The sequence below is a fragment of the Streptomyces sp. NBC_01446 genome (genome assembly GCF_026340095.1).
Lineage (GTDB): Bacteria > Actinomycetota > Actinomycetes > Streptomycetales > Streptomycetaceae > Streptomyces > Streptomyces aureus.
Map to the genome: position 1 here is coordinate 159,487 of NZ_JAPEPO010000001.1, position 23,955 is coordinate 183,441.

At 68.1% G+C, this 23,955-nt stretch carries 18 protein-coding genes and 1 pseudogene; 8 read left to right on the forward strand and 11 right to left on the reverse strand.

What is annotated here, in order from left to right; all coding sequences use genetic code 11:
- Nucleotides 1-18 precede the first annotated feature (18 nt).
- Nucleotides 19-1,005 (reverse strand): sphingomyelin phosphodiesterase, encoded by a 987-nt coding sequence (gene sph, locus OG456_RS00705; protein ID WP_266556103.1) that lies wholly within the window; start codon nt 1,003-1,005, stop codon nt 19-21.
- Between the two features lie 175 nt (nt 1,006-1,180).
- Nucleotides 1,181-1,723, reverse strand: coding sequence for an FABP family protein (locus OG456_RS00710; protein WP_266556105.1), 543 nt, complete (start codon nt 1,721-1,723; stop codon nt 1,181-1,183).
- A 113-nt stretch (nt 1,724-1,836) separates the two neighbouring features.
- On the opposite strand from OG456_RS00710, the gene OG456_RS00715 reads away from it, so the two are divergent.
- Together OG456_RS00715 and OG456_RS00720 are read left to right on the forward strand one after the other, a co-directional pair.
- A complete protein-coding gene (locus OG456_RS00715; RefSeq protein WP_323136387.1) occupies nt 1,837-2,112 on the forward strand; it encodes a helix-turn-helix domain-containing protein in 276 nt (91 codons plus the stop codon).
- Between the two features lie 66 nt (nt 2,113-2,178).
- A complete protein-coding gene (locus tag OG456_RS00720) occupies nt 2,179-3,666 on the forward strand; it encodes an arylsulfatase (protein WP_266556107.1) in 1,488 nt (495 codons plus the stop codon).
- Between the two features lie 41 nt (nt 3,667-3,707).
- On the opposite strand, the gene OG456_RS00725 is transcribed toward OG456_RS00720, so the two are convergent.
- Nucleotides 3,708-4,475 carry an SDR family NAD(P)-dependent oxidoreductase gene (locus OG456_RS00725; protein ID WP_266556109.1) on the reverse strand — a complete coding sequence of 256 codons (768 nt, stop codon included), beginning with the start codon at nt 4,473-4,475 and terminating at the stop codon, nt 3,708-3,710.
- 138 nt (nt 4,476-4,613) lie between these two features.
- On the opposite strand from OG456_RS00725, the gene OG456_RS00730 reads away from it, so the two are divergent.
- Nucleotides 4,614-6,581 (forward strand): hypothetical protein, encoded by a 1,968-nt coding sequence (locus tag OG456_RS00730; RefSeq protein WP_266556111.1) that lies wholly within the window; start codon nt 4,614-4,616, stop codon nt 6,579-6,581.
- A 64-nt stretch (nt 6,582-6,645) separates the two neighbouring features.
- Nucleotides 6,646-7,344 carry a FadR/GntR family transcriptional regulator gene (locus tag OG456_RS00735; RefSeq protein WP_266556113.1) on the forward strand — a complete coding sequence of 233 codons (699 nt, stop codon included), beginning with the start codon at nt 6,646-6,648 and terminating at the stop codon, nt 7,342-7,344.
- Between the two features lie 22 nt (nt 7,345-7,366).
- On the opposite strand, the pseudogene OG456_RS00740 reads toward OG456_RS00735, so the two are convergent.
- From OG456_RS00740 to OG456_RS00750, 3 genes and pseudogenes are all read right to left on the reverse strand, one after another.
- Nucleotides 7,367-9,444, reverse strand: a pseudogene (locus OG456_RS00740) (SpoIIE family protein phosphatase).
- A 183-nt stretch (nt 9,445-9,627) separates the two neighbouring features.
- A complete protein-coding gene (locus tag OG456_RS00745) occupies nt 9,628-11,187 on the reverse strand; it encodes a long-chain-fatty-acid--CoA ligase (RefSeq protein WP_266556115.1) in 1,560 nt (519 codons plus the stop codon).
- A 200-nt stretch (nt 11,188-11,387) separates the two neighbouring features.
- Nucleotides 11,388-12,239: an acyl-CoA thioesterase II gene (locus OG456_RS00750; RefSeq protein ID WP_266556117.1), complete on the reverse strand. Its 852-nt coding sequence runs from the start codon at nt 12,237-12,239 to the stop codon at nt 11,388-11,390.
- A gap of 357 nt (nt 12,240-12,596) precedes the next feature.
- On the opposite strand from OG456_RS00750, the gene OG456_RS00755 reads away from it, so the two are divergent.
- Complete coding sequence (locus tag OG456_RS00755) at nt 12,597-12,920, forward strand: transposase (RefSeq protein WP_266568964.1); 324 nt, start codon at nt 12,597-12,599, stop codon at nt 12,918-12,920.
- A gap of 21 nt (nt 12,921-12,941) precedes the next feature.
- Here OG456_RS00755 and OG456_RS00760 read toward each other — a convergent pair whose 3' ends face one another.
- The 5 genes from OG456_RS00760 to OG456_RS00780 all read right to left on the reverse strand — a co-directional run bounded on the left by OG456_RS00760 (nt 12,942) and on the right by OG456_RS00780 (nt 19,181).
- The gene (locus tag OG456_RS00760) at nt 12,942-14,111 is read right to left on the reverse strand and encodes a cytochrome P450 (RefSeq protein ID WP_266556119.1); all 1,170 of its coding nucleotides are present in this window, start codon (nt 14,109-14,111) and stop codon (nt 12,942-12,944) included.
- Nucleotides 14,104-14,676, reverse strand: a complete 573-nt coding sequence (locus OG456_RS00765; protein ID WP_266556121.1) for a DUF5825 family protein — start codon at nt 14,674-14,676, stop codon at nt 14,104-14,106. The genes OG456_RS00760 and OG456_RS00765 overlap by 8 nt, the downstream gene beginning before the upstream one ends.
- On the reverse strand, nt 14,673-16,589 hold the full coding sequence (locus OG456_RS00770; protein WP_266568966.1) for a RiPP maturation radical SAM C-methyltransferase: 1,917 nt from the start codon (nt 16,587-16,589) through the stop codon (nt 14,673-14,675). Before OG456_RS00770 ends, OG456_RS00765 begins: the two co-directional genes overlap by 4 nt.
- Before the next feature lie 34 nt (nt 16,590-16,623).
- Complete coding sequence (locus tag OG456_RS00775) at nt 16,624-17,892, reverse strand: MFS transporter (RefSeq protein WP_266556123.1); 1,269 nt, start codon at nt 17,890-17,892, stop codon at nt 16,624-16,626.
- A gap of 281 nt (nt 17,893-18,173) precedes the next feature.
- Nucleotides 18,174-19,181: a cytochrome P450 gene (locus OG456_RS00780; RefSeq protein ID WP_266556125.1), complete on the reverse strand. Its 1,008-nt coding sequence runs from the start codon at nt 19,179-19,181 to the stop codon at nt 18,174-18,176.
- A 1,209-nt stretch (nt 19,182-20,390) separates the two neighbouring features.
- On the opposite strand from OG456_RS00780, the gene OG456_RS00785 reads away from it, so the two are divergent.
- From OG456_RS00785 to OG456_RS00795, 3 genes are read left to right on the forward strand one after another with little or no spacing between them, the layout of a single operon-like run.
- The gene (locus OG456_RS00785; protein WP_227293201.1) at nt 20,391-20,552 is read left to right on the forward strand and encodes a hypothetical protein; all 162 of its coding nucleotides are present in this window, start codon (nt 20,391-20,393) and stop codon (nt 20,550-20,552) included.
- 57 nt (nt 20,553-20,609) lie between these two features.
- A complete protein-coding gene (locus OG456_RS00790; RefSeq protein ID WP_266556129.1) occupies nt 20,610-22,604 on the forward strand; it encodes a radical SAM protein in 1,995 nt (664 codons plus the stop codon).
- Nucleotides 22,601-23,845 carry a hypothetical protein gene (locus OG456_RS00795; RefSeq protein WP_266556131.1) on the forward strand — a complete coding sequence of 415 codons (1,245 nt, stop codon included), beginning with the start codon at nt 22,601-22,603 and terminating at the stop codon, nt 23,843-23,845. Before OG456_RS00790 ends, OG456_RS00795 begins: the two co-directional genes overlap by 4 nt.
- Nucleotides 23,846-23,955 lie beyond the last annotated feature (110 nt).

A 23,955-nucleotide genomic window follows, 5' to 3' on the forward strand; every position in this document is an offset into this window, starting at 1 on the left:
CCCGGCGCCGGGCGCGGGTCACGGGCGTCCGGCCTGGAGCGGGTAGTGGTCCGACAGGTTGGTGTACGTGTAGCTCGTGCCCCAACTGCTCACGGTCCAGGGCGCGGTGGTCTCCTTGAACACGTTGTTGACCCATCCGGCCGGCCGCGCGTGGCCCTGGACGTGCAGGACGTAGTCCAGGTCCTCCTTGGGCTCGCCCGGGTAGCGGTAGCTCGCGATCGAGTTGGTCTCGGTGTCGAACGAGTACGGATGCCCGGTCCGCGAGTCGGCTCCGACGAATCCGCCGTCGGCGAGCATGGAGGCGTACTCCCCGCCGTGCGAGTCGACGTTGAGGTCGCCCGCCACCATGACCTGCTCGCCGGCCGGGATGTGCTTGGCGTCCAGGAACGACTTGATGGCCTTGAACTGGAGGCTGCGGTCCTTGACCGCCTCACCGGCCCCGCACCCGGAGTCGGTGGACTGGGTGTGCGTCCCGACCACGTGCACCTTCGCGCCGTTCACATCGAGGACGGCGTAGACGAAGCCCTTGTTGGACCACCAGTCGGAGCCGCAGGCGTCCTTGTAGACGTACTGCTCCTCGTGCACGATCGGCCACTTGCTGAGCAGCGTCACGCCGCCGTCCTCGGGCGTGGTCGACGAGTAGGAGCCGCCGGTGGCGTCCCAGCCGTCCTTGGACCGGCCGACGACGGGGGTCTGGTACGGGTACTGCGCCGCCGCGTTGCTCTTCAGCGCGTCAGACGTGGTGTTGTCGAACGCCTCCTGGAGTACGACGACGTCGTTGCCCTGGAAGAACGGTGCGGCCGGGATGGCCGCCGCCCGGTGTGCCTGACCCCAGTTGGGGTAGAGATTGGTGCTCATCAGGAACGTGTTGTACGTCAGGACCTTGAGCCTGGGCGTGTCGGCGGACGTCGCCGCCGACGCCTGCGGGGCGGTCAGGACCGCGGAGGCGGCGGCGAGGGTGACGGCGAGGGCGGAACCGGTCGTGCGGCGGGCAACGCGGGACACGTGGCCTCCCGTTTCTTGTGGGGATGCTGTGAGGGACGTGAGCACGCCACATCAAAGCAGCCACAGTTACTTCCGGGTAACCACCGGGTGGCCACTTTCTGCCAATCCCTTCACTTGAATGCCCTTGCCCGAAGTCCCTTGCCGACGACGGCCGTTGATCCGAGAGGCCCGCGAGCTAGGCCTCGCGCCGCAGCCGTGCCGACAGGTGGTGCTGGAGCGGCATGCCGACGGCCTCGAGGTCGTGGGTGAACGTGAGCGTGCCGTCGTCGGTCAGCGCGTAGCGGCGGCGCGTGGCCTTGACCTCCTTGGCGGTGGGGGTGAGCGCCACGTGGTCGGTGGCGAGGTCGACCGTGTTGCCGTCCGCGGTACCGACGGCGATCTCCGCGATGCCGGTCGGCTGCGTGATCAGCGCCTCCACCCGGCCCTCGGGCTGGAGGCGCCACCAGCCGCTCTCCCGGGCCGACGGCCGCAGCGGCGCACCGTCGGCGTCGAGGAGCCAGGCCCGGGCCTCGAAACGCAGGAACGGCCGGCCGTCATGGCTGAGGACGACCTCCTGCCCGTACGTGAAGTCCGCGTCGAGCGTGGGGTATCCGCCCTGTCCGCGGCCACGCCAGGTGCCCAGGAGGCCCAGCACGGGCGTCAGCAGCGGGTGCGGGGCAGGGGCCTCCTTTGGGCTGGTGCTGTCGGGGTACGGGTGGGCCGGTGCGGGGTCGTACACGGTGCGCGCTCCTGGGGTCGTGGCCTGTGCCTCGTGAAGCCTAGGGCGTCATCCCGGGTGGGGCCCGGACCCGTCGCTGCCGCTCGGTCGCCGCATGGATCCGCCGTCGGCGCCTGGAAGCGGCCCGTAGCGACCTCGTCGATCCGGCGCCGCGTTCCTCCCCCGTCAACGCCGTCGCGGCCCGCCGGGGCTTCCCCCGCGGGGCCGGCTTCAGCCGCGCGTTCCGCACGGCGTACGGCATCACGCCGTCGGAGTACCGGAGCCGGGCGCCGCCGCCGACGCGTCGCCGCGCCGCTGAGCGAGTCATGGCTCCTTGTCGCCAGGTCGACTGTGCCCGCTCGACGTATTCGCCCGCGCACCCTGTTCGGGTCGGCTCGCTCCAGGCATGATCGTCACCGTCGCCCACCCGTCGGCGGTGACCGGGGCCGACGGGATTCCCGGACCCGGAGCTCCTCTTGCCCCAGCCCAATGTCGTACTGATCTGTGTGGACCAGTGGAGGGGCGACTGCCTCTCCGCCGCGGGCCACCCCGACGTCCACACCCCTCACCTGGACGAACTCGCGGGCGAGGGCGTGCGTTTCGACCGCGCCTACTCCGCGACGCCGACCTGTGTTCCCGCCCGCGTGGCCCTCTTCACCGGCCAGTCGCAGGAGCGGCACGGCCGGGTCGGCTACCGCGAGGGGGTGCCCTTCGAGCAGGTCCACCCGGTGACGCTGCCGGGCGAGTTCCGGCGCGGCGGCTACCAGACGCAGGCCGTCGGCAAGATGCACGTCTTCCCGGAGCGCGCTCGCCTCGGCTTCGACGACGTGCGGCTGCACGACGGCTATCTGCACTACGCGCGCAGGCGGCACAGCCGTAATTTCGAGTTCTTCGACGACTATGTGCCCTGGCTGCGCCGCCAGCCCGGGATGACGCCGTCCGCCGACTACGCGGACCACGGTGTCAGCTGCAACTCCATCGTCGCGCGCCCCTGGGACAAGCCCGAGGCGCTCCATCCGACGACGTGGGCGGTGACCGAGGCGATCGAGTGGCTGCCGCGCCGGGACCCCACCAAGCCGTTCTTCCTCTACCTGTCGTTCCACCGGCCGCACCATCCGTACGACCCGCCCGAGTGGGCCTTCGACCAGTACATGGCGCTCGACCCGTACGAACCCGTGGTCGGTGACTGGGTCGACGACTATGCGCCGTACCGCAAGGACGGCTGTCACGAGGCCGCCGTCGGCGTGATCGATCCGCGTCTGGTCCACCGGGCGCGGGCGGGCTACTACGGGCACATGGCGCATATCGACCTGCAGATCAAGCGGTTCCGCGAGGCGCTGGTCGAGGCGGGTCTCGGTGACGACACGATGTTCTGCTTCGTGTCGGACCACGGCGAGATGATGGGCGACCACCACATGTTCCGTAAGGCACTCGGCTTCGAGGGCTCGGCGCGGGTACCGATCCTGATGAACCTCGCGCCGTCGATGCGCGGCGGCGCGGGCGGTTCTGTGGCCGACGAGGTCGTGGAACTGCGCGACGTGATGCCGACGCTGCTGGAGGCGGCGGGACTTCCGGTGCCGGACAGTGTCGACGGGCGCAGCCTGCTGCCGTTCCTGCGCGGTGAACGGCCGGACGACTGGCGGGAGTATCTGCACGGCGAGCACACCTATCTGGGGCAGTCGCTGCAGTGGGTGACCGACGGGCGGCACAAGTATCTGTGGATGTCGGGCGACGGGCACGAGCAGCTCTTCGACCTCGTCGAGGATCCGAAGGAGTTGGTGAACCTGGCGCGGCGGCCCGAGCACGCCGCGCAGCTGGAGCTCTGGCGCGGACGGCTGGTCGACGCGCTGCGCGACCGCGAGGAGGGCTTCGTGGACGGCGGCGAACTGGTGACGGGCCGGCCGGTGGTCACCGAACTGCGGCACACCCGGGAGCGCATCGCCGCCGCGACCGGGGACGGCTGATCCCCGGCCGACCGATCACGGCGGCTCCCCCGTAGCGGAGATCAGGCGAACCGCACTCCGAGTCCGCCGTCCACGGCCCACTCCGCCCCGGTGACGAAGGACGCCGCGTCGGACGCGAGGAAGCAGACCACTTCGGCGACCTCCTCGGGGGTACCGATCCGGCCCAGCGGATGGACGTCGAGCGTCTTGCGCTCGGCGTCTTGGTCCGGGTTCTGGTCGAAGTACTCGTCGACCAGGGCCGTCCTGATGTAGCCGGGGCTGACCGCGTTGACCCGTACGCCGTGAGGGGCGACCTCCAGGGCCATCGAGCGGGTCAGCCCGACAAGACCGGACTTGGCCGCCGCGTACGGGTACATGCCGGCGCAGGTCAGCTTGGCGTGCAGGGACGCGATGTTCACGATCGCCCCGCTGCCCCGCTCGATCATCGACGGCAGGGTGTGCTTCGCGCACAGGAAGGCCGCTTTCAGGTCGACGTCGAAGACCTGGTCCCACTCGGCCTCGGTCATCGCGACCGGGTCGGCGTAGACGTTGCGCCCAGCGTTGTTGACCAGGATGTCGACCGGTCCGAGCGCCTCGGCCACGTCGTTCACGGCGTCGGCGACCGACTGCCCGTCCGTGACGTCGACCCGGCGGAAGGCCACGCGGGCGCCCCTGCCGTTGAGTTCGTCGCGCAGCGCCGCTCCGGCCGACTCGTCCAGGTCGAGGAACGCCACCGCCGCGTCCTCGCGCACGGCCGTCTCGACGACCGCCCGGCCGATGCCGCGCGCCCCGCCCGTCACCAGGACCACCCGGTCCGCCAACCGCCCCATCGCCACTCCTCGTTCGCTCCGCCTGCCCGGACGCTCACCCGGCCCTTGCCCCACCCTTGACAGCTTAGCTGCTATGTGGCGACGCTAGGTGTCGCCCCGCCCTCCCCGGCCTGGCCCCGAGACCGAAGGTGCGAACGAGTGACCTCACGCTATGTGCTCCGCCTCCAGGTGGATCCGGCCGACGATCCGAAGCAGGCCGGCGACAGGCTGCTGGCCCTGGCGCGGGTGGCGCGGGCCGAGGAGATCTGCGTATTCCTCTTCGGCCTGGAGTTCAACGACGGCCACGAGAGCCTCGACCGCGTCGCGCACTGGCTGGCGGCCACGCGGCCGTGGCGCACCCGGCTTCGCGCCGAAGGCGTCGCCGTGAGCCTCAACCCCGGCCACACCGTGGGCCACAGCGACTGGGCCCGCTCCCTCGAGCCCGGCCAGTCGTGGCAGACGATGACCGACCAGCACGGGACGGCCGCCGCCGTACAGGTGTGCCCGCTGGATCCGGCCTGGCGCGCGTACTTCGCGCAGACGCTGCGTCTCTACGCCGCCGAGGACGTCGACACGGTGTGGATCGAGGACGACATCCGGCTGCACAACCACCGCCCGCTCGACTGGGGCGGCTGCTTCTGCCCGCTCCACCTGGCCGAGTTCGCCCTCCGCACCGGGATCACGACGACCCGGGAGGAACTGGTCGCGGCCTGCACCGCGCCCGGCGACCCGCACCCCTGGCGGGAGCGGTGGCTCGACTTCTGGGACACCACCCAGCGCGAACTTCTCGGGTCCTGGCGGGAGATACTCGGGGACCGGCTCGGCCTCATGTCCTCGCGCACGGACTCCCACGCCGCCGAGGGCCGCGACTGGCAGGCCTGGCTCGACCTTCCCACGGCGCACCGCCCGCACTTCTGGGGCTACTCCGACGGCGCCGGACCCGAACTGCCGCGTGCGATCCAGCAGTTGGACATGCAGCGCGCGGTACAGCCCGCCGGCCTGCGCAGCTTCCCCGAGATCGAATGCTGGCCCTACGGACAGTGGAACAAGTCCTTCCGTCAGACGGGCGCGCAGATGTCCCTGGCCCACATCCTCGGCAGCGACGGCCTCGCGATCAGCCTCTACGACTTCCTCGGCAACCACCCCGACGACGAACCCCGCCGCGCCACCTTCCTCGCGGACTGGCGGGACACCTTCGACTGGCTCTCGGAGACGTTCCCCAAGTCCTTCCGTACGGTCGGCGTCGGGCTGCCCTGGTCGGAGCGCACCGGCAGGCGCACCCGCACGGAGCGTGCGGGCTGGCAGTCCCTCGTCGTCCCGCACGGCTCATGGGCGGGACTGCTCGGCGCCGCGGGCCACGCCGTCACCGCCCGGGGCGGGGCGTACGTCAACGCCCTTTCCGGGGAGGCGACTTGGTCCTTCGGTGACGCCGAACTGCGCGAGTGGCTCGGCCAGGGGCTCCTGCTCGACTCGGTGGCGGCCCGCATCCTCTTCGAGCGCGGCTACGGCCCGCTGATCGGCGTGACCGGTGCTCGGCAGTCCCCCGAGGGGCACGCCCGCGAGATCTGCACCGACCCCGAGTTCTCCCTGCGCCCGGGCTGCGCGATCTCCCTGGACACCGAGAGCTACGACCGCTCCACCGTGGTCGCGTTCGACCCCGCGCCGGACGCGCGCGTCGCCGGCATCGTCCGCGACCAGCTCGACCGCGAGAGGGGCAGCGGACTCGTCCTGTACGAGAACGCGCTGGGCGGCCGGGTCGCCGTCACGCCCTGGCCCGCGCACACCCCCGGCATGACCTTGATGAACGCGCAGCGCGAGGCCCAGTTGGGCGCCGTACTCGACTGGCTGTCGCGGGGTGCGCACGCGCGGGCCACAGGGCATCCGTGGCTCGTCACACAGGCGTTGACGGACGGCACGGACTGGCGCGTCGTGGTGTGGAACGCGTCGCCGGACGAGGCCGACGACTTCCGGCTCCGGCTGCCGCAGGGCATGCCGGAACCGCGCTCGGTGGTCCAGGTGACCGCCCGGGGCGAACGCCTCACCGCGGCCTGGCGCGACGGCCGCCCACTGCTGTCGCGCCCGCTCGGGCAGTGGGAGTACGTGGTGCTGAGCAGCGCACACGCCTGATTCCCGGCGTGACGCCGACGGTACGCTGGGGCCTGCCCGGCACATCCCCCGAAGGAGTTCCCACGTGGCAGTGCGCCGCACCACGCTGTTCGATCAGGTCGCCGGCGAGATCGTCGATCTGATCGAGGAGTCGGGGCTCGAGCCCGGCGACGACGTGCCCTCGGAGGGCGAACTCGCGGCCAGGTTCGGGGTCAACCGGCTCGCGGTGCGCGAGGCGATCCGGGTGCTGTCCGCCCGCGAGATCCTCGTGTCGAGCCAGGGCCGGCCGGCCAGGGTCAACGTCCCCTCGGCGCGGGTGTTCGGGCAGATCCTCCAATTCCGGCTGCGCCAGCAGTCGTTGGAGGTCGCCGATGTCCTTGACGCGCGCGGCGCGATCGAGGGAGCGCTGGCATCCCGAGCGGCGGCCCGGGTCGCGTCCGGTGCGGCCTCGGCGGACGCGGCCGGCGCCCTGCTCGACGAGATGGAGGACGCCGTCGAGGACCGCGACCGTTTCGTGGCCCTCGATCTCGCCTTCCACCACGAGATCGCCCGTATGGCCGGGAACGGCATGCTGGAACTCGTCCTGGAATCTCTGTCGGACATCCTCACCGCACACCGGCTCGCCAGCTACGAGGGGCGGTCCCGCCGGGGCGACAGCCAGCGGGCGACCATCACGGCCCACCGGCGGATCCTGGCCGCCATCGCATCGGGCGCACCGCAGGAAGCGGTCGCCGCCATGGCGGCCCACCTCGACGAGACCGGCGAGGATCTCGCCGTGTCCTAGGCACGGTCGCACGCCTGGTGTCTCACGTACCGCCAGGTGGCTCCGGCTCCGGCTCCGCGAACTCGCACCACACCGCCTTCCCTTCACCCCGCGGTTCGACGCCCCAGCAGTCCGCGACCGCGTCGACGAGCAGCAGCCCGCGACCCGATGTCGCGGCCTCGCCCGGTGTGCGGCGGCGCGGGAACACGCTCGACCGGTCCTTGACCCAGAGCCGGACGCGCCGGGCCAGGCCCGGCAGCACTTCGAGGGTGATGACGGCGCCGCCCTCCGTGTGCAGGAGCACGTTCACCATCAGCTCACCGGCGGCGACCTCCACGTCGTCCGCCACCGCGCCGAATCCCCAGTCCTCCAGGGCCCTTCGCAGCGCTGTGCGGGTCTCGGCGAACCCCTGGGGGTCCGCGGGGTGGAGGTACTGGTGGATGCGCGGCGCGAGCGGGGTGCCCTGGTCGAGGTCCCGGCGCAGGACGAGCAGCGCCACGTCATCGGCGGTCGGCCTGATCTGCGACACCCGCTCCGACAGATGCTCGGCGATGGCGCGCGCCTGGACGGGCCCGCAGCGCACCGCTTCCGTCAGGGCCTTCACGCCTGCCGCGATGTCGCGCCCCGGATGCTCGACGAGGCCGTCGGTGAACAGGACGAACGCCTCGCCGGGCAGCAGGTCGAGCCGCGTCTCGGGGTACTCCTCCTGCTCGAACTCCGTGGCCAGGCCCAGCGGGAGCCCGCCGCGCACCGGCGGGGTGCTGACGCGGCCGTCCGTGTGCCGGAGCACCGGTTCCATGTGGCCGGCCCTGATGGCCCGTACGTCTCCGGTGGCGGGGTCGACCTGGGCGTACGTGCACGTGGCGAAGCGGTCGGTGTCGAGCTCGGCGAGGAAGCGCGAGGCACGCGCGATGACCGTGGACGGCGGGTGGCCCTCGCCCGCGAAGGCGCGCAGCGCGATGCGCAACTGGCCCATGACGGCGGCGGCCTGGGTGTCGTGCCCCTCGACGTCACCGACGACGACGCCGATCCTGCGTCGGGGCAGCGGGATCACGTCGTACCAGTCGCCGCCCACCTGCCGGCCGCTGCCCGCGGCGTTGTAGCGGGCGGCAGGTGGGCGGCGATCTCGACGCCCGGGAACTTGGGGATGTGCTGGGGCAGCATGGTCGACTGGAGGCCCGTGGCGAAGTCCCGTTCGCCGTCGAAGAGGATGGCCTGTTGGAGGGACTGGGCGACGATGCCCGCGAGGCCGAGGCACAGGTCGCGGTCCTCGGCCGTGAACTCCTCGCGCCCCCGGTACAGCAGCGCGAGGCCCCCGACGGAGCGCGCCTGGGCGACCAGCGGCAGGAACGCGGCGGCGTCCAGCTCAAGGCGTTTCAGGTACGGGCCGAGACGCGGGAAGGCGTCGGCGAGTTCGCGCAGGGAGGTCACGAAGCGCGGGCGCTGGGTGATCACCGCCTCGGCGAGGGGCAGCGACTCGTCGAGGCGGTGCAGCTTGAGTTCGTCGAGCTCGGACGTCGACTCGCCCACCAGGGCGACGAGTTGGAGAGCGTCGCCCTCGACGAGGCCGAGGATGAGTCCGTCGGACCCGAAGAGTTCGAGCCCGCCCTCGCCGGTGAGGACGGCGATCACGTCGGCCACCGTAACGGCCCGGGACAGGGCGTCGGCGGTGCCCTGGAGGACGGTGGTCATCCGCTGCCACCCCGCGAGCTGTACGGGGCTGGTCATGGCGAGCTGGGCGCGGTCCTGGTCGGCGTCGCGCACGATGCCGACCACGCGCTGGGGTGTGCCGTGCTCGTCCCTGAGGATCCGGCCCCGCAGATGGGTCCACTGCTCCCGGCCGTCGCGGCGCCGTACGCGGAAGTAGGCACCGTAAGAGGAGCGTCCCGCGTGGATCGCCGACATCGCGGCGGCGCCCATCCGGGCGCCCTCCTCGGGCGCGACGCGCGACAGCAGGGACTCGGGCCGACCGTCGTACTCGTCGGGTCCCATGTCATACACGGCGAGGCCCGCCGCGTCGAGCTCGAAGGTCCCCTCCGACAGGTCCCACTCGAAGGTGCCCACGCGGTTCAGGGCAAGGCGCTCCCCCAGGCCGATCTCCGCCCTGCGCCTTCCTGCCATGCGTTCGCTCCGGAGAAGTGAGCCGGGACCCCGGTCGGCCGGCCGGGCCGGTCGCCTCCCGCGCTCCGTCCAGGCCCGTGCCGCCAACGACGGGAACCCTCCGAGCATAGCTTTGGGGCCTTTGTCACGCATTTCCGGACCGGGTCCCACAGGCCCGCCCGCGCCCACTGGCTTAACGGTCGTTCAATCGGCGCGATGGGCGAGTTCCTTGCGCAGGACCCGCTTGAGGATCTTGCCGCTGGGGTTGCGGGGCAGCTCCTCCACGAAGTGGACGATCCGCGGCTTCTTGTACGAGGCGATGCGCTCGCGCGTGAAGTCGATGAGGTCCTGCGCGGTGACCCCGTCCGTCCCGGGCCGCAGCACGACGGCGGCGGTGACAGCCTCGCCCCACTTCTCGTCGGGGGTGCCGAAGACAGCGACGTCCAGGACAGCGGGATGCTCGGCGAGCACGGACTCCACCTCGATCGGGTACACGTTCTCGCCGCCCGTGATCACCATGTCCTTCATCCGGTCGGTGATGAACAGGTAGCCGTCCTTGTCGAGATAGCCCGCGTCGCCGGTCCTGAGCCAGCCGTCGGCGGTGAACAGCGCCTCGTTCTCCTCGGGCCGCTTCCAGTAGCCCGGCGTGACCTGGTGGGAGCGGGTGAGGATCTCCCCCACCACTCCCGGCGCCACATGATCACCGGTGACCGGGTCGGCGATGGCCACCTCGACGTCGGGCCACACGTTGCCCGCCGAGCGCAGCAGCGCGGAGCGCGGTCCGTCCACGACGTGGTCCTCGGGCAGCAGCCGCACGGCGGAGCCGGTCGTCTCGGTCAGTCCGTACTTCTGGTAGAAGCCGCAGCCGAAGACCTCCATGGACCGGCGCAACAGGGCCGGCGTGATGGGCGAGGCCCCGTAGACGATCAACTGGAGCGCGGAGAAGTCGCGTTCGTGGATGTCGGGCAGCGTCGTGAGGAGGTGGAGTATGGCGGGCACGAAGAACGTGTGCGTGACCCGGTGGCGCTCCATGAGCTCGACCACGGCGGACGGCACGAGGTCGGGGACCAGCACCGTGTGGGCGCCCGCGGCGAGCGCGTTCACGAGCCAGCCGGTTCCGGCGATGTGGAAGACGGGCATGACGTTCAGGGAGACGGACGCGGTCGTCCAGCCCATCTCGCGCAATTGGGCTTCGCCCGCGCTGCAGTTGTTCAGCGTGAGCTGGACGCCCTTGGGCAGCCCGGTGGTCCCCGAGGTGTACAGCTGGAGGAAGACCGCGTCCTCGCTCCCGCCACCCGGATCGGCGTCACCGGCCGCGGCCAGCCACTTCTCGTACGTGTACTCACCCGCGTCACCCCCGCTCTCGGTGACGAGGGTGACGCCGGGCAGCGCGGAACGCACGGCACGCGCTCCGGGCAGGAACTCGGTCTGGGTCAGGACGATGCCGAGTTCGGCGTCCCGGGCGACCGCGACTAGTTCGGGCGCGGCCAGGCGCCAGTTCAGCGGGGTGGCGACGAACCCCGCCTTGGCGCAGCCCATCAGGAGCTCGGCCGAGAGGATGCCGGGGCGTACGAGGTAGCCGACGTGGGTGCCCTGGGGCAGGCCCGCGGCGAGGAGGGCCTGGGCGACGCGGTTGCCGCGCCGGTCGAGCTCGGCGTAGGTCAGCGTCCGGGAACCTTCTGTCACGGCGGGAGCGCCAGGGATGAGCGCGGCGTGCTGTCGTACGGCGTCGGGCAGGAACGGGCCCATGCGGGAGTCCTCCATCGGCGTCGGCTTCGGCGAGTGGTCGCAGGACAGGCGCGGACCGTGAGCATCGCGGCCCCGCAGCACGGCGTCAATGCGTTGGACGCACGCAAGCGGACGTTGTCCGGGTGACGGCGCACTTGGGGCCCTGCGGATCGAGCGGTCGAGGCGGCCGCTGGAGCCACTGGCCGGTGACGCGGGCCAGGGCTACCGGGATCATGTCAATCCCTGGTCCGCAGCAGCGCCTCCTGGACCACCGACGCGACGAGCCGCCCGTGCCGGTCCCAGAACTCGCCGTACGCCAGGGTGCGCCCGTCGCCCGCCAGGCGGCTGCGGCAGGCGTACAGGAGCCACTCGTCGGCACGGAACGGGCGGTGGAACCACATGGCGTGGTCCAGCGAGGCGAGAACGACACCGACCGGCCGCGGTTCGCCGTACGGCACGAGGGCCGTGGGGGCGAGCGGCGCGTCGGAGATGTACGCGAGGGCGCAGGCATGCAGTGCCGGGTCGTCGGGGAGCGCGCCGACCGTTCGGAACCAGGCGAAGCGTTCGATCTGCCCCTCGTCCGGACCGGCAACGTCCGGCACCTGCCGGCACTCCACCGCCGTACGCAGCGGATGCGTCGCCGGACGGAACGCGAAGCCGTCGTCGAGGCCTTCGGGACCCGGGACGTCCGGCATGCCGGGATGGCGCCAACTCCCCTCCGGCTGCGGCAGTTTGAAGGACACATTCATCGTGAGCGCCTCCTTGCCGCCCTGGGTGGCCGTCACCTGGCGCACGGAGTAGCTGCGCCCGTCCCGGACCACGTCGGACGCGTACCTCGTAGGACGTTCGGGCGTGACGGCGCGCAGGAAGTAGGCGTGCAGGGAGTGCACGGAGCGGTCGTCCTCGACGGTGCGGTACCCCGCGGCCAGGGCCTGGCCCACGACCGCTCCTCCATAGGCGCGCTCCTGCGCGCGGCCACCATGGCAGTACCCCTCGAAGACGCCCGACCCGACGTCCTCCAGGGCGAGGCGCTCGCCCTTGCCGAGGGGGCCGAAGGACTGCGCCTGGTCCAGAACTCCGTTGATCATTCGTTAAGTGTGTAGGCCATACACCTGCCTGTCCACCCTCCATGATCAACGCGGCCGCCACGTCCCGACAGGAACGTGGCGAGCAGCGTGCCCTCGACGGGATCGACCTGGCCGGACTCGCCGGCGGCTCCCTCCAGGTGGCGGCACCGGCACGAAGCCATCGCCGAAGCCATCACCGTCGGCGAACCCGACGAAGGCCCAGCCCTTCACGGCTGAGCACGTCATGGCCGTGGGGAGAATCGGCGAGTGTCGATGACCTGATCCATTTGCCGCTAGGCCGAACCGGAACGGCGCGACCGTCCTGGCGTTCCGGAGAAGGCCGTCAAGCCACACACGGGGAAGGAAATCAATATCGTCCTGGACAACCTCTCCACGCACACCACTCCGGACGTGAAGGCGCAGCCGGCGAAGAACCCGCACGCCCACTTCCATTTCACCCCCGTCGGGTCCTCATGGTTGAACCAGATCGAGATCTGGTTCGGGATCACCACCCGGCAGTCCATCCACCGCGGCACGTTCGCGAGCGTCAACGTCCTGGTCAAACAGATCCGCGACTACATCGACTCCTGGAACGAGAACGCGAAACCCTTCACCTGGACCGCCACCACCGACGAGATCCTCGTCAAGGTCCGACTCGTCCAGACCAGCGTGAGGAAACTCGTCAATAACAACGCGAGGTAGCGAAATCAGGATCACGAGACACTAGTTCGCGCACTCAACCCAAATCGGGAGTTCGGCTAGGCCGTTCATGACCATAGTGTCGTGGAAACGCAGCGCTGACGGCTCCACGGCCAGGCCGAAACTCGTTGTTCCCGAGAGAAACGCGCGCAGGGCCTGCGCCGCAATCAGGCGTGTGACTGGAATACCCAGGCATGAGTGCCGCCCTCGGCCAAACGTCAGATGTTCGAAATCCCGACCGCGAGTGAGGTCAAATCTGTGAGCATCGGGAAATGCTGACGTGTCCCTGTTGCAAACGTCCACACCAATGATGAGCAAAGTACCTGCGGGAACTGCGTACCCGCCTATCACGGATGGTTCCTTCGTCATCCGATAGATCCCTCGCGCAATCGGGCTCGCGTATCGCTGCACCTCATGGACGAGGTCAGGCAGCAGCGTCTCGTCATCGCGTACGAGACTCTGCGTCTTCGGATCTTGCGCCAGGCAGAGGATTCCATTCGTAATCAGTGCCGCCAACACCTCGACACCCGACAGCGCGAGCAGTCGAGTGTTCGCCGCGACCTGTCGATCGTTGAGAGAAGGCAGTTCCGCCATCAGGTCTGACACAAGGTCATCGGCGGGGTGAGCACGCCTGTCGCGCACCCAGTCGACGAGCGTGGCGTCGAGTTCGCGCACCGGGTATCCCTGGTAAACCGCGGTCCTCAGGGCCGAGACGAGGTGTGCGTCAAGTCCAAGCAATCGTGACATGACACTGTCGGCGATGGGCGCGCCGATCGACGCGACCGCGTCGAGCCTCCCCAGGGTGAGAGCCCTCTCGATCGAGTGTTGGACATCCTGAATCAGCTGGTCCGAGACATCGCGCACACGCGTATCGATGACCCTCCGAAGTGCGCGCCGTACGCGACGATGCTCTTCCCCATCGGTCTGGTTGACCGCGAAGACCATCTCGTCGGACATCGAATCCGGATGCGACTCGGCCGGCTCGTCGAAAACGGTGGCCATGAGTTCGCCCGCACTGCCGTAGGTTTCGACATCGGACAAGATGCGGGTGGCTTCGCGGTGATCGTTGACGAGTAGTCCCACTCCTGCCGTTCCCATGCGCATCGGAACGACGGTGGCGGCTGGATCCGCCGGCCCTCGCGACGTAGTCCGCTCATCGAGTGTCTTGCGGAAGACGATGTTGCCTTCAGACACACCAGACTCCTTGCCTTACGGCAATACCCACACAGTGGTCGCCGGAACGAAAGACGAGGTCGTGCAATTGAAGAGCGTGCAGACTGGCCGCCTCTACGGGGGTGATCGTGTGCCCCCAACGGCTTTCGTCAAGAACGGCTGCCGCCGGTTCCGAGCGGTCGATATCGATGCGGCGACGATCCCCGTAGCGTGTGTCCTCGACGGCTAGGAACGTCGGACCGCGCCGAACGACAAGGGATTCTCCCTGCTGCGCCGACCACGCATAGGTGCCGTCCGACTGCCGTGGCGGGTCGAGGTGGCGAAGGCACCCGACCTCGAGGGCGCCACAGTCACCGCTCCACGAAACCCGCAAACCGACTCCACGCGCGTCGCGGAGCAGCGCGACCAGGGAGACGAGTTCGCGATCGCCCATCTCCGACATGGCGCAATGACCGACCAGTCGTACCCCGGCGTATCCCGACCGGGTCAGGGTGACGAGGTCCTCCCTGCTCTGCATCGAGTGGAGATTCACCGACGCGAAGAGTCGTCGTCGGTTCGACCGCCGCTCTGCTGTCTGTTTCGTCACCAACGCAGTCCTGTCGCGAGCGCCAAATAGGTGGCATCCTCATGAAATACGATTCCGAGCTCCGTCCAATTCTCGACGAGCTCCTTGAGCTGGCCTTCCGGCACTGCAATCCCGAGCGAGCACATCATGGAAGTGAGTGCAGGAAGCGTTTTGCCCTTGGCCAGTCCTCGGTAGGCCTCGGCCTCGAGACCCGGTTGAAGCACCACCTCACGGGAGGGCCAGGTGGACCGGTCGTCGACGACGACGAGCGAGTCGTCCGGCGCCGGCAGAGCGACCAGCCGAGAAGTCGATGCGTTGGCCCTCCAGTTCGAGACCGCTTCGCGCAACGTCTCGCTGGTCTCAGGTGATATGCCAGCGGACTCGGACTCGAACACGTAGACGAAGTCATCGAGGGCGTCCACTACTCCCTCGTAAGCGCTCACCAGGTTGCGCGAGGGACCGAGCACCCGGAGACCGAGTTCTGGATCGTCGAAGTAGGGGCTGAAGCGTTCCAGTTTGATCGGGAACACCCCGGCGGGCGGCGTCAGATGATGGAGGGACGGGAGCGAGTCGATCAACGCCGCGTAGTCGCGGTCACTCTCCCCAGGGAAACCCACGAGGATGTTCCACGACGGATAGATCCTGCAGGTGGCACAGTCCCGCAGGAATCGCACGTTCTGCCACCCGGTCACCCCCTTGCGCATGATGCGCAGGATGGGTGTGCAGAGGCTCTCGACGCCCGGTTGCAGTTGCGTGAAACCGGCGCGCGCAAGGGACTCGAGTTGACTGAAATTGAGGTTCGACTTCACCTCGGCGAACAACCGGACGTCCCATTCAGCGGGCAGCGCCATGTCCGTGGTCAGCCGAACGACATGGTCGGGCGCCAAAATGTTGTCAGAAAACACCAGGTCAAGTACGTTGTGCCGACGGACAGCCCGGGTGGCCTCCGCTTGCACGCGCTCGGCAGGCTTTGCGCGATGGGCCATGGCCGACCCGTTCAAGCCGCAGAATGTGCAATGGTGCTTCGCGCCCCACCAGCATCCGCGGCTGGCCTCCAGAGGAATCTTGACATCGATGAGCTGAGCGGCCGGAGACTTCCGCAAATCGCGGAAATAGTGATCGTAGACGGGCTCCGGAACCGCGTTCATGGAGACGGGTGTCGGTCCGATGGGGTTGCTTACCGAGGCTCCATCGATGTCGGATCGCCAGCACAGTCCAGGCACGGCACGCAGCCGTTCGTCATGCCCGTGCTCGTCACCGCAACGGGATCCCGCGATGTGGGCGATGAGTGGCGCGATCGAGCGCTCCGCCTCGCCCCGGATCACGTAGTCGAACTCCGCGCGAGCGCGGTGGACTGCCGTACCTTGAACGCCGTCGCAGTTCGCCCCGCCGAGCATCGTGACGATGCTTGGGGACAACTCCTTGACGCGGTGCGCGAGTGCGAACGAGGCAATGTTCTGATCGAACGTCGTCGTCAACCCCAGGACGTCGACACCTGACGCTACGAGATCTCGGGCCAACTCATCGATGAAGGCGGGCGCCGCGCGGAACATCGCACAATAGGCATCAACGTGCTCACTGTCGCTCACGAGGTCATAGAAACTCGTGTGGCGCGGGTCGATGCCGGGGCGGAAGCAGCTGGAGAAGACCCATTCGCCGACCCCGAACACTTCGGCATCGACGATCAGTTCGTAGTGCTCACGCTCGAGGCCCGCTTCCCGGACCAGGAAGTCGAGCCACCGAATATTGCCATAGATGACGTCGAGCTTCTCAACTTCTCCGCGCTGCTCGAACAGCGGAGCGATGGTGCTCAGCGCCAGTGAGGGCATGTCCACCACGGCCCAGGGCATGCAGACCAAAGCAACCGAAAGGGCATCCTCGTGCACGACCGGCGGGTTTAGATCCAGCACCGGTCGTTTGTGCCCGATCTGCATCAATTCCACTTCGGCTCCTCATCGTTAGCCTGTTTCAGGATGCCTTTTGGCCGGCGGGCTTCTCGGTCTCGGTGGTCACCCGCGCGCCCCGGAAGAGCACCGGGAGCCACAGGAGACATGCCAGCAGGGGGACCGCGGCGTAGGTGGCCATGCCGACACTGGAGCCGAACCCGTCCATGAGCGTGCCGAGGACGAGATAGCCGGTGCCGATGAGCACCGACTCCACGAATGAGATCATCGACAGCAGGCTCGCCCGGTGGCGCGATGGCACTGCCTCGTTGAGCACGTTGTCCACGAGCACCGCGGTGATCTCGGGAATTCCGACCAGGACCAGGAACGCGGCGATGGTGACCCAGACAAGGCCGAAGCCGCTCAGGCCGAGTGCCGCAGCGAGCGTCACGAGTGACACCGGGATGACGATCCGATACCCGATGCGCCGGTTCGCGCGGTCCGACAGCAAGGGAACGAGTCCGCCGACGAAGAATCCCGCCGAGATGACCACGCTCACCAGCGCGGTGCCCGCTCCCTGATCGGAGAGGGTCTTCTGCGTAAAAATGATGTACGGCGTCAACGTCGCATGCATCAATCCGGACACCACGACAAGCGTCACGAGCGCGGGCGTGGCGACACGAAGCATTGCCCGCCATGCTGTGGCGTCGCTGTGCTCCTTCTCGGCTCCGTCCTGCTCGTCCACCGCGTCCGCGCCGCGGATCTCGGGCACCCGTGACCTCATCACCACCACGGCCAGGACGAGGCACGACGCCGAACCGAGGTAGACGATTCCCCAGGAGAACTGCTGCAGTTGGCCGCCGAGGACGATGGCGACTCCCGAAGTGACCGTCCCGAGCATGGTGAACCGGGACTTGATCTTGACGTATCCGGCCGTTGCACCACGACGCACGAGCAGGTCGTACAGCAGGGCGGTGTCCGAACCGGATACGCATGCCATGCCCACGCCCTGGCCCATGAACAGCGTCAGGAACACCCAGTAGTTGGAGGACGTCACCTGACCGAGCAGGCATCCAGCGATCAGCACCTGACCGATCACGATGCTGGCACGCCTGCCGATCCGGTCAGCGATGACTCCCGTCGGCAACTCCGCAAGTCCGCTGACCAGGTAGATCAGAGTCTGAAGGAGGGCCACCTGCCCGGCGGAGAAGCCTCGTTGCTGAAGGAAGAGGACGAATACGCCACGCTGGAACAGCGAGTTGGCGAGCACGGCGTATACGTAGAACGGGCGCGCGACGCTTCGTGCTGCCTCGTCGACTGCAGCCGACCCGTCAAGGGCCTCCGTGGTGGTCATGCTGCGGGATCCCCCTGGTGACTCCGGTAATCATGGGTGTTCGGCCTCCGCCGTTGACCGGAACCTACAGTCCTCACTTCGCGCAGGACAGCGGGCCGACCCTCCGGGAACCGTTGCCGGCGCCGCGGCCATCCTCGGTGGATGTGCCAAGAGCTGGAACCGGTAGCGTGCATCTCCTGGAAGCCCTCCACCACCGGGAGACTCGGCCACGGTTCCGGTCGACCGTGCCCGATCTGCAACAACTCCACTCCGGCTCCTGTCACCGGCACAACCTCATTCACTTACCAGCTCACGGGCATCTTCTTGACGCCGTACCCGAGCCCGTCGTCCATGAACGGGAGGTCGCCGAGGTCGGCGGCCAAGGCCAGCGTCGGAATGCGCCGGAACAAGGCGGCGAACACGACCTGGAGCTCCAGGCGGGCCAGCGGTTGGCCGGTGCACTTGTGCACACCGAACCCGAAGGCGAGCTGCTGGCTGGCGTCGCGGCGCAGGTCCAGCTCCCCGGCACCGGGGAACACGCTTTCGTCGCGGTTGCCGATCTCCTCCGGGAGGATCAGACCCTCGCCGGCGCGGATCACCTGCCCGCCGATCTCGATGTCCTCGACAGCCACGCGGCGACGGCCGGGCTGGACGGTGGTCAGGTACCGCAGCAGCTCGTCGACGGCCGCGGCGACCTCGGGGCCGTCGGAGTCCTTCAGCACAGTGATTTGGTCGGGATGTTGCAGCAGGGCCAGCGTGCCCAACGCAATCATGCTGGCCGTGGTCTCGTGGCCCGAGATCAGCAGGAACAGGACCAGCATCACCAGCTGGTGCCGGTTCAGCTGGCCGGTGGCCAGCCGTTCGGTGGCCAGCTGGGACAGCAGGTCGTCTTCGGGGGCAACGAGCTTGCGGCCGATCAGCTTGGCCAGGTAGTGATACAGGTCGCTTTGGGACTTGTTCACAGCTTCGTCCGGGACGTCGCTGCCGGTCATTGTCCTGATGGCGTGCTGGAAGAAGTCGTGGTCCTCGTAAGGGACGCCGAGCACGTGGCAGATGGTGATGGACGGAATCGGCAGAGCGAAATCCGCCACGAAATCCGCCGGGTTCGGGCCGGCCAGCAGGGCATCGATGTGGTCGTCGACGACTTGCTGGACCGTGGGCCGCAGTTGCTCGACCTTGCGGGGGGTGAACGGCCTGGCGATCATCCGGCGCAGCCGGAGATGCTCGGGGCCTTCCATGGCGGTCAGGAACTGGCCTTCTTCATGGTGGTCCCGCAGAAACTGACTGTGGAACGGGTAGCCCGGCTGCATCCAGTCCGCGCTGACCCGGCGGTCCGACAGGAGCGCGCACTGCTCCGCGTGCCTCGTCACCAGCCACGGAGTGCTGTCGTCCCACAGCCGAACTCGGACCAGCGGCGCCCGTTCCTGTAGCTCGGCGAGCTCAGGTGCCGGATCCAGCGGACAACCAGGCGCCCTGGGAATCGGAAACGGGACTGCCGTGGATTCCAGATCAGGAACGTTGGCCTGCGAAGACGTCACAATCCTAGCTCCGTCCCGAATGTCACATAACGGAAGACACATTAAAAAATGGGGCCGATGGCGCCTACACCCGCCAAGCTGATGCAGGAACCATGGGCCGAGTGTTCGTCGAGACGATCCCTCAGCGTCAAGCGCCATCACGACCGCCGCCAGAAATCCCCTGCCGGATGCCCTGAATGACCGAACTCGCTGAATGGAGTGATCGCCGAATCGGTTTCCGCTACCTGCGGATTCCGGTCCTTGATCTTTTGCGCCACATGGCGGGAACCCATCCATGTTCAGCCCTTGTCCGCTGAAGGTGAGCAGCATCAAACGGCGACCTCTCCGCCTGGCACTGTTCCGGACCGGCAGCAGCCTACCCAGATTCGATCAAGCCCTACAAGGGGCGGGAAAGGCCTGACATCCGTCGGTCAGCGGACATCGGGGCACGGAAGCGACGCGCCGGAACCGCACGGGCTGTCGTCAGTTCCTGCCCCACGAAATACCCCCAATCAGAACGGTTATGTACCACTCCCCCGCTGGCACGAAGAGGGCTCCTAACAGGACATTCACGGCCTGACGTGCCGACAACTGCGGGAGAAGCGGAATCGATTGGCCGTCGGCGGTCCTCTCGCTCCCCCGGATCAAGCAGACCCGGTGTCATCGCGTCCGCCACTCAGACAGAGGCCGCCGCCAGCAAGGCCGCCGCCCCGTACGCGATCAGATTCGGATCATCGAACCGCGCCGAGATCCGCCCCGCGGCGTGGGGAGATCGCATCTCGGAAGTGCCCTCGCGATCATGCGTGCTGGAAGACTGGAGAACTCCAATCGGCGCAGGCCACAGGGCACTTCCTCATTCCAGGCAAGATCACAGCCGCACCACGGCCGATGCATCCGGGACCAGGTGTGGCACCGGGAAACGTGCGCACTGCCCATTGACGAGACGCCAAAGACTGTATGAGATAAGGATGTTGGAACCAGTCAAGGTAAAGAGGGGTCAAAATGGCGCAGGCAGTGACGGAGCGTTCGGTGACCGCGATGGATGAGGCGGAGCCGGACATGGTTCTCTTCACCGACGAGGAAGGTCTTGACCTTGACGATGACGTCGAGTTGATCGCCCTGTCATCGGCTACTTTGGGTGCCATCGTTGCGCGGCGCTGCTGATCGCATCTGATGCCGACTCAGAAACGACTGGCCCTCTCGTTTGCTGGGGAGGGCCAGGTGTCGGTTCGATCGTCCACGCGGCATGCTCGCGTGACGCTCGGCCGGCCCCTGATCAATTCCGATGTCAATTCTCCGTTCTTCGTTCCTCTCGGACTGCTCTGCATAGCCTCACCACTGAAGGCGCACGGCCATCCCGGCGTCGTCGTCGACCTGGAGTACGAGCACCGGATCGGCGCCTTCGAGCCCAGTGACGCTGACTGGCTCGACCAGACCTGCGCTCGCTTCCTCGCTGACGATCCCGACATTCTCGGCCTCACCTGTCTCGCGGACACCCTCCCGGCATGCCTCCTCATCGGGCGTGAGGTCAAGCGGCTCCGGCCCGACGTAACGGTGGTTCTCGGTGGGCCCGGGACGTTCGGTGTCTTCCCCGATGCCCTCCCGCGCTTCGCCGACTGCGTCGACTTCGTGTGCCGCGGCGAGGGAGAGCTCGCGATCACCGCCCTCGCGGACGCCATTGCCGACGGGACCGATCCCGCCGGGGTACGCGGCTTCTGGTCGTGCAAGAACGGCCAGGCCGTGTCCAGCGGGCCTCAGCCGACCACGAACCTGAACCTCGTGCCGATGCCCGCGTACGACGCCGTCCCAATGGGCGACTACATCCGGCTGTCGACCCCACACATCTTCGACGTGCACATCGGCTCCGGATGCACCTACTCGTGCAAGTTCTGCATGACGTCGACGTTCTGGGACCGCGACTTCCGGATCAAAGATCCCGCGGTCATCCTCGATGAGCTTCGCTTCCTGCACCGCACGTATGGGGTGACCCAGTTCAACTTCCTGCACGACAACTTCGCCAACAAGCGTACGTATCTTGACGAGTTCGTGTCCTACTTCTCCGAGCACAACGACATGTTCGAGTGGGGCTGCGCGGTCCGACCGGATAATGTCAACCCGTCCCTTCTGCGGCGCATGGCCGACGCGGGATGCTTCAACATCTTCTGCGGCACGGACGCAGGGTCGGAGAAGATCCTCAAAGCCATGCTGAAGATGCCCTCGACGAAGCGGACCTACGAGTTCTTCCGGTCCGCCAAGGAAGTCGGCATCCAGTTCGAGACGAACACGATCGTGGGATACCCGGACGAGAGCCCCGAAGACCTCGAGAAGGCACTGGAGGTCGTCTTCGACGCGATCGCCTACGGTGCCGTCAACAGTGACCTCAGTGTGCTTCAGCCGCTTCCCGGCGCTGAGATCACGGATGAGTACCGGGCTGAACTCGCACCGCTCGACAGCGGGCTCGACGTCATGGGCACCTTCCTCCCGTCGGACGTCCGCGCGCTCATCAAGGACGATCTGGCGACCTTCACCGGATTCACCTTCATTCGCAGCGGGAACCGGGACTACGAGTACTACCAGGATGTGTTGCGCCTTTCACGGTATTTCACGCGCCGCTATTACCACCTGCTGCGCTTCCTCAAGCAGGGTGCGGGACACACGTACGTTGAACTCATCGACGCACTGCTCGAACGGGCTGCAATGCCCATCGAGGAAGCGCTCACTGAGATTCTGGCGCCCATGGAGGGCGTGCATGCGCAAGCCGCCAGGGCGCTGTTCGCATACGACTCGATGCTTGCGGAGTTCCGGGGAGACGAGGTCGAGGAAGAGCTCGTCAACGTATACCGGCGGCCCGCCACCGTGGAGGAGAAGCCGCACTTCCTGATCGCGGACTTCGATGTCGACGTCGTGACGATGATTTCCGACCCGCGCGAAATCACCTGGAAGCCGGAGCTGAGCCGTCCGACGGTCGTGGTCGTGTATCGCGCAAGTGAGGCAGAGGTGTCGACTCTCCGCCTGACGCCGGCGCAGGCCAAGGTATTCAAGGCCCTCATGCCTCGCGGGCGGGAAGAACGCGAAGCTCTCCTCGCGAACATCGCCCCTGGCCGTCTGCGCGAGGTCGCGACGGCGGTGGCAGGGCTGTGTGCGCAGATCGACGCCTCGCCCGATGCCCCCGGACGGACTCCTCCGGTGGCCGACAGCCCTCTCGTGACCACGTGAGCGTGACGCGTCCCGTCATTGTCGAGGTGGACGACGACCCGATTCGATGGCACGGGCCCACGGGAGGCGACTACCTGAGCCGTTGGTTCGCCGCGGCGAGCCAACGCAGTCGGCTCGATCTCATGTGGGTCGCGGACGACGGGCTGAGCCAGCACTACCGCGTCCAGCAGGGCGCGTCCTTCTCCGACGGGAGCCCGGTGCGTACGCGCGACCACGCCCGGGCGATCCGAACCGCGCTCACGGTTCCGTCGCTCCAGCGGTTCCTGCGCGACATCCGCGCGGTCCGCACATCGAAGGATGCGCTCGTCATCGAGCTCCGCCGCCAGGCGCCGCACCTGCCCAGCCTGCTCCGGAGCGTCGATCTCGCTCCGATCTCGTCGTGCGGGCAACTGTCCTCCGGTACGTACGAGCGTGCCGTGCGCACCGCCGACGACGAGTACTGGCTCGAACCCGTCAAGGCCGGCACGCCACCTGTGCGGGTGCTCGTCCGCCGCGATCCGCACGACGCCCCGGAGAGGTTCCGGCGGGGCGAGGTCGATGTGACGTGCGCGACGGCGTTTCCGCTCGACCGCGTCCCGGACTTCACAGACAGCCAGGTGTTCCACACGGCACCCACCGCGATCGAGATGCGCCTGGAGATCAACCCCGACAGCCCGTCAGCGGTGGGCGAGGCGGAGTTCCGTCGCCGGCTCCTCGGCGCGATTCGCTACGCCCGCCTTGTCGCACGGTGCTGGAACGGTGCGGAGCCGGCAGCGCCCGACCACCACATCGAGGCACCGCCGAGCACCGTCGGCTCCGGCGTACGGCTGCGCCTGGGGTACTGGGACTACTACCCCAACCGGGACGTGGCCGAAGAGGTCGCGGCCCAGCTGACCGAGAACCTCGGTGTCGAGGTCGAGATGGCACCCGCCGACTTCGTCTCGGGCTCGGCGCAGTCCTGCGACGTGCTCCTCGCGTTGCGCGGCCCGCTCTTCGAGGATCCGATCGGTGCGCTGGACCTGCTCGACCCGGCGCGCCGTGACCCCGTCCTCGCGCCGCTGCTGCACCGGCTGTCCGAAGTCCCGGACGACGATGCGGCGTACGACGAGCTGCGTCGAGCGGTCCGCGAGCAGTGTCCGGTCCTGCCGCTCCTGCGTCTCCGAGGCCACTGGCTGCAACGCGAGGCACTGGCAGGTCGGCCCTGGCCACCGATGGGCGCCATGCGCTTCCCCCGGTTCAGCTGGAACGCCGATTCTTCATGATCTTCGCCAAACGGTGATCTCGCTACGAAGGAAGGCCAGGGATGGCTGACGGAATCGACCGCTACGTTCTCTCGCCCGCGGCGACCTGGTCCCGCGACGGCGACGAGCTG

Excerpts from the sequence above, each read along its gene's own strand:
- OG456_RS00785 (WP_227293201.1), top strand. The coding sequence starts at position 20,391 with ATGGCGCAGGCAGTGACGGAGCGTTCGGTGACCGCGATGGATGAGGCG.
- OG456_RS00745 (WP_266556115.1), bottom strand. The coding sequence starts at position 11,187 with ATGGAGGACTCCCGCATGGGCCCGTTCCTGCCCGACGCCGTACGACAG.
- OG456_RS00775 (WP_266556123.1), bottom strand. The coding sequence starts at position 17,892 with ATGACCACCACGGAGGCCCTTGACGGGTCGGCTGCAGTCGACGAGGCA.
- OG456_RS00770 (WP_266568966.1), bottom strand. The coding sequence starts at position 16,589 with ATGCAGATCGGGCACAAACGACCGGTGCTGGATCTAAACCCGCCGGTC.
- OG456_RS00780 (WP_266556125.1), bottom strand. The coding sequence starts at position 19,181 with ATGCAGCCGGGCTACCCGTTCCACAGTCAGTTTCTGCGGGACCACCAT.
- OG456_RS00750 (WP_266556117.1), bottom strand. The coding sequence starts at position 12,239 with ATGATCAACGGAGTTCTGGACCAGGCGCAGTCCTTCGGCCCCCTCGGC.
- OG456_RS00725 (WP_266556109.1), bottom strand. The coding sequence starts at position 4,475 with ATGGGGCGGTTGGCGGACCGGGTGGTCCTGGTGACGGGCGGGGCGCGC.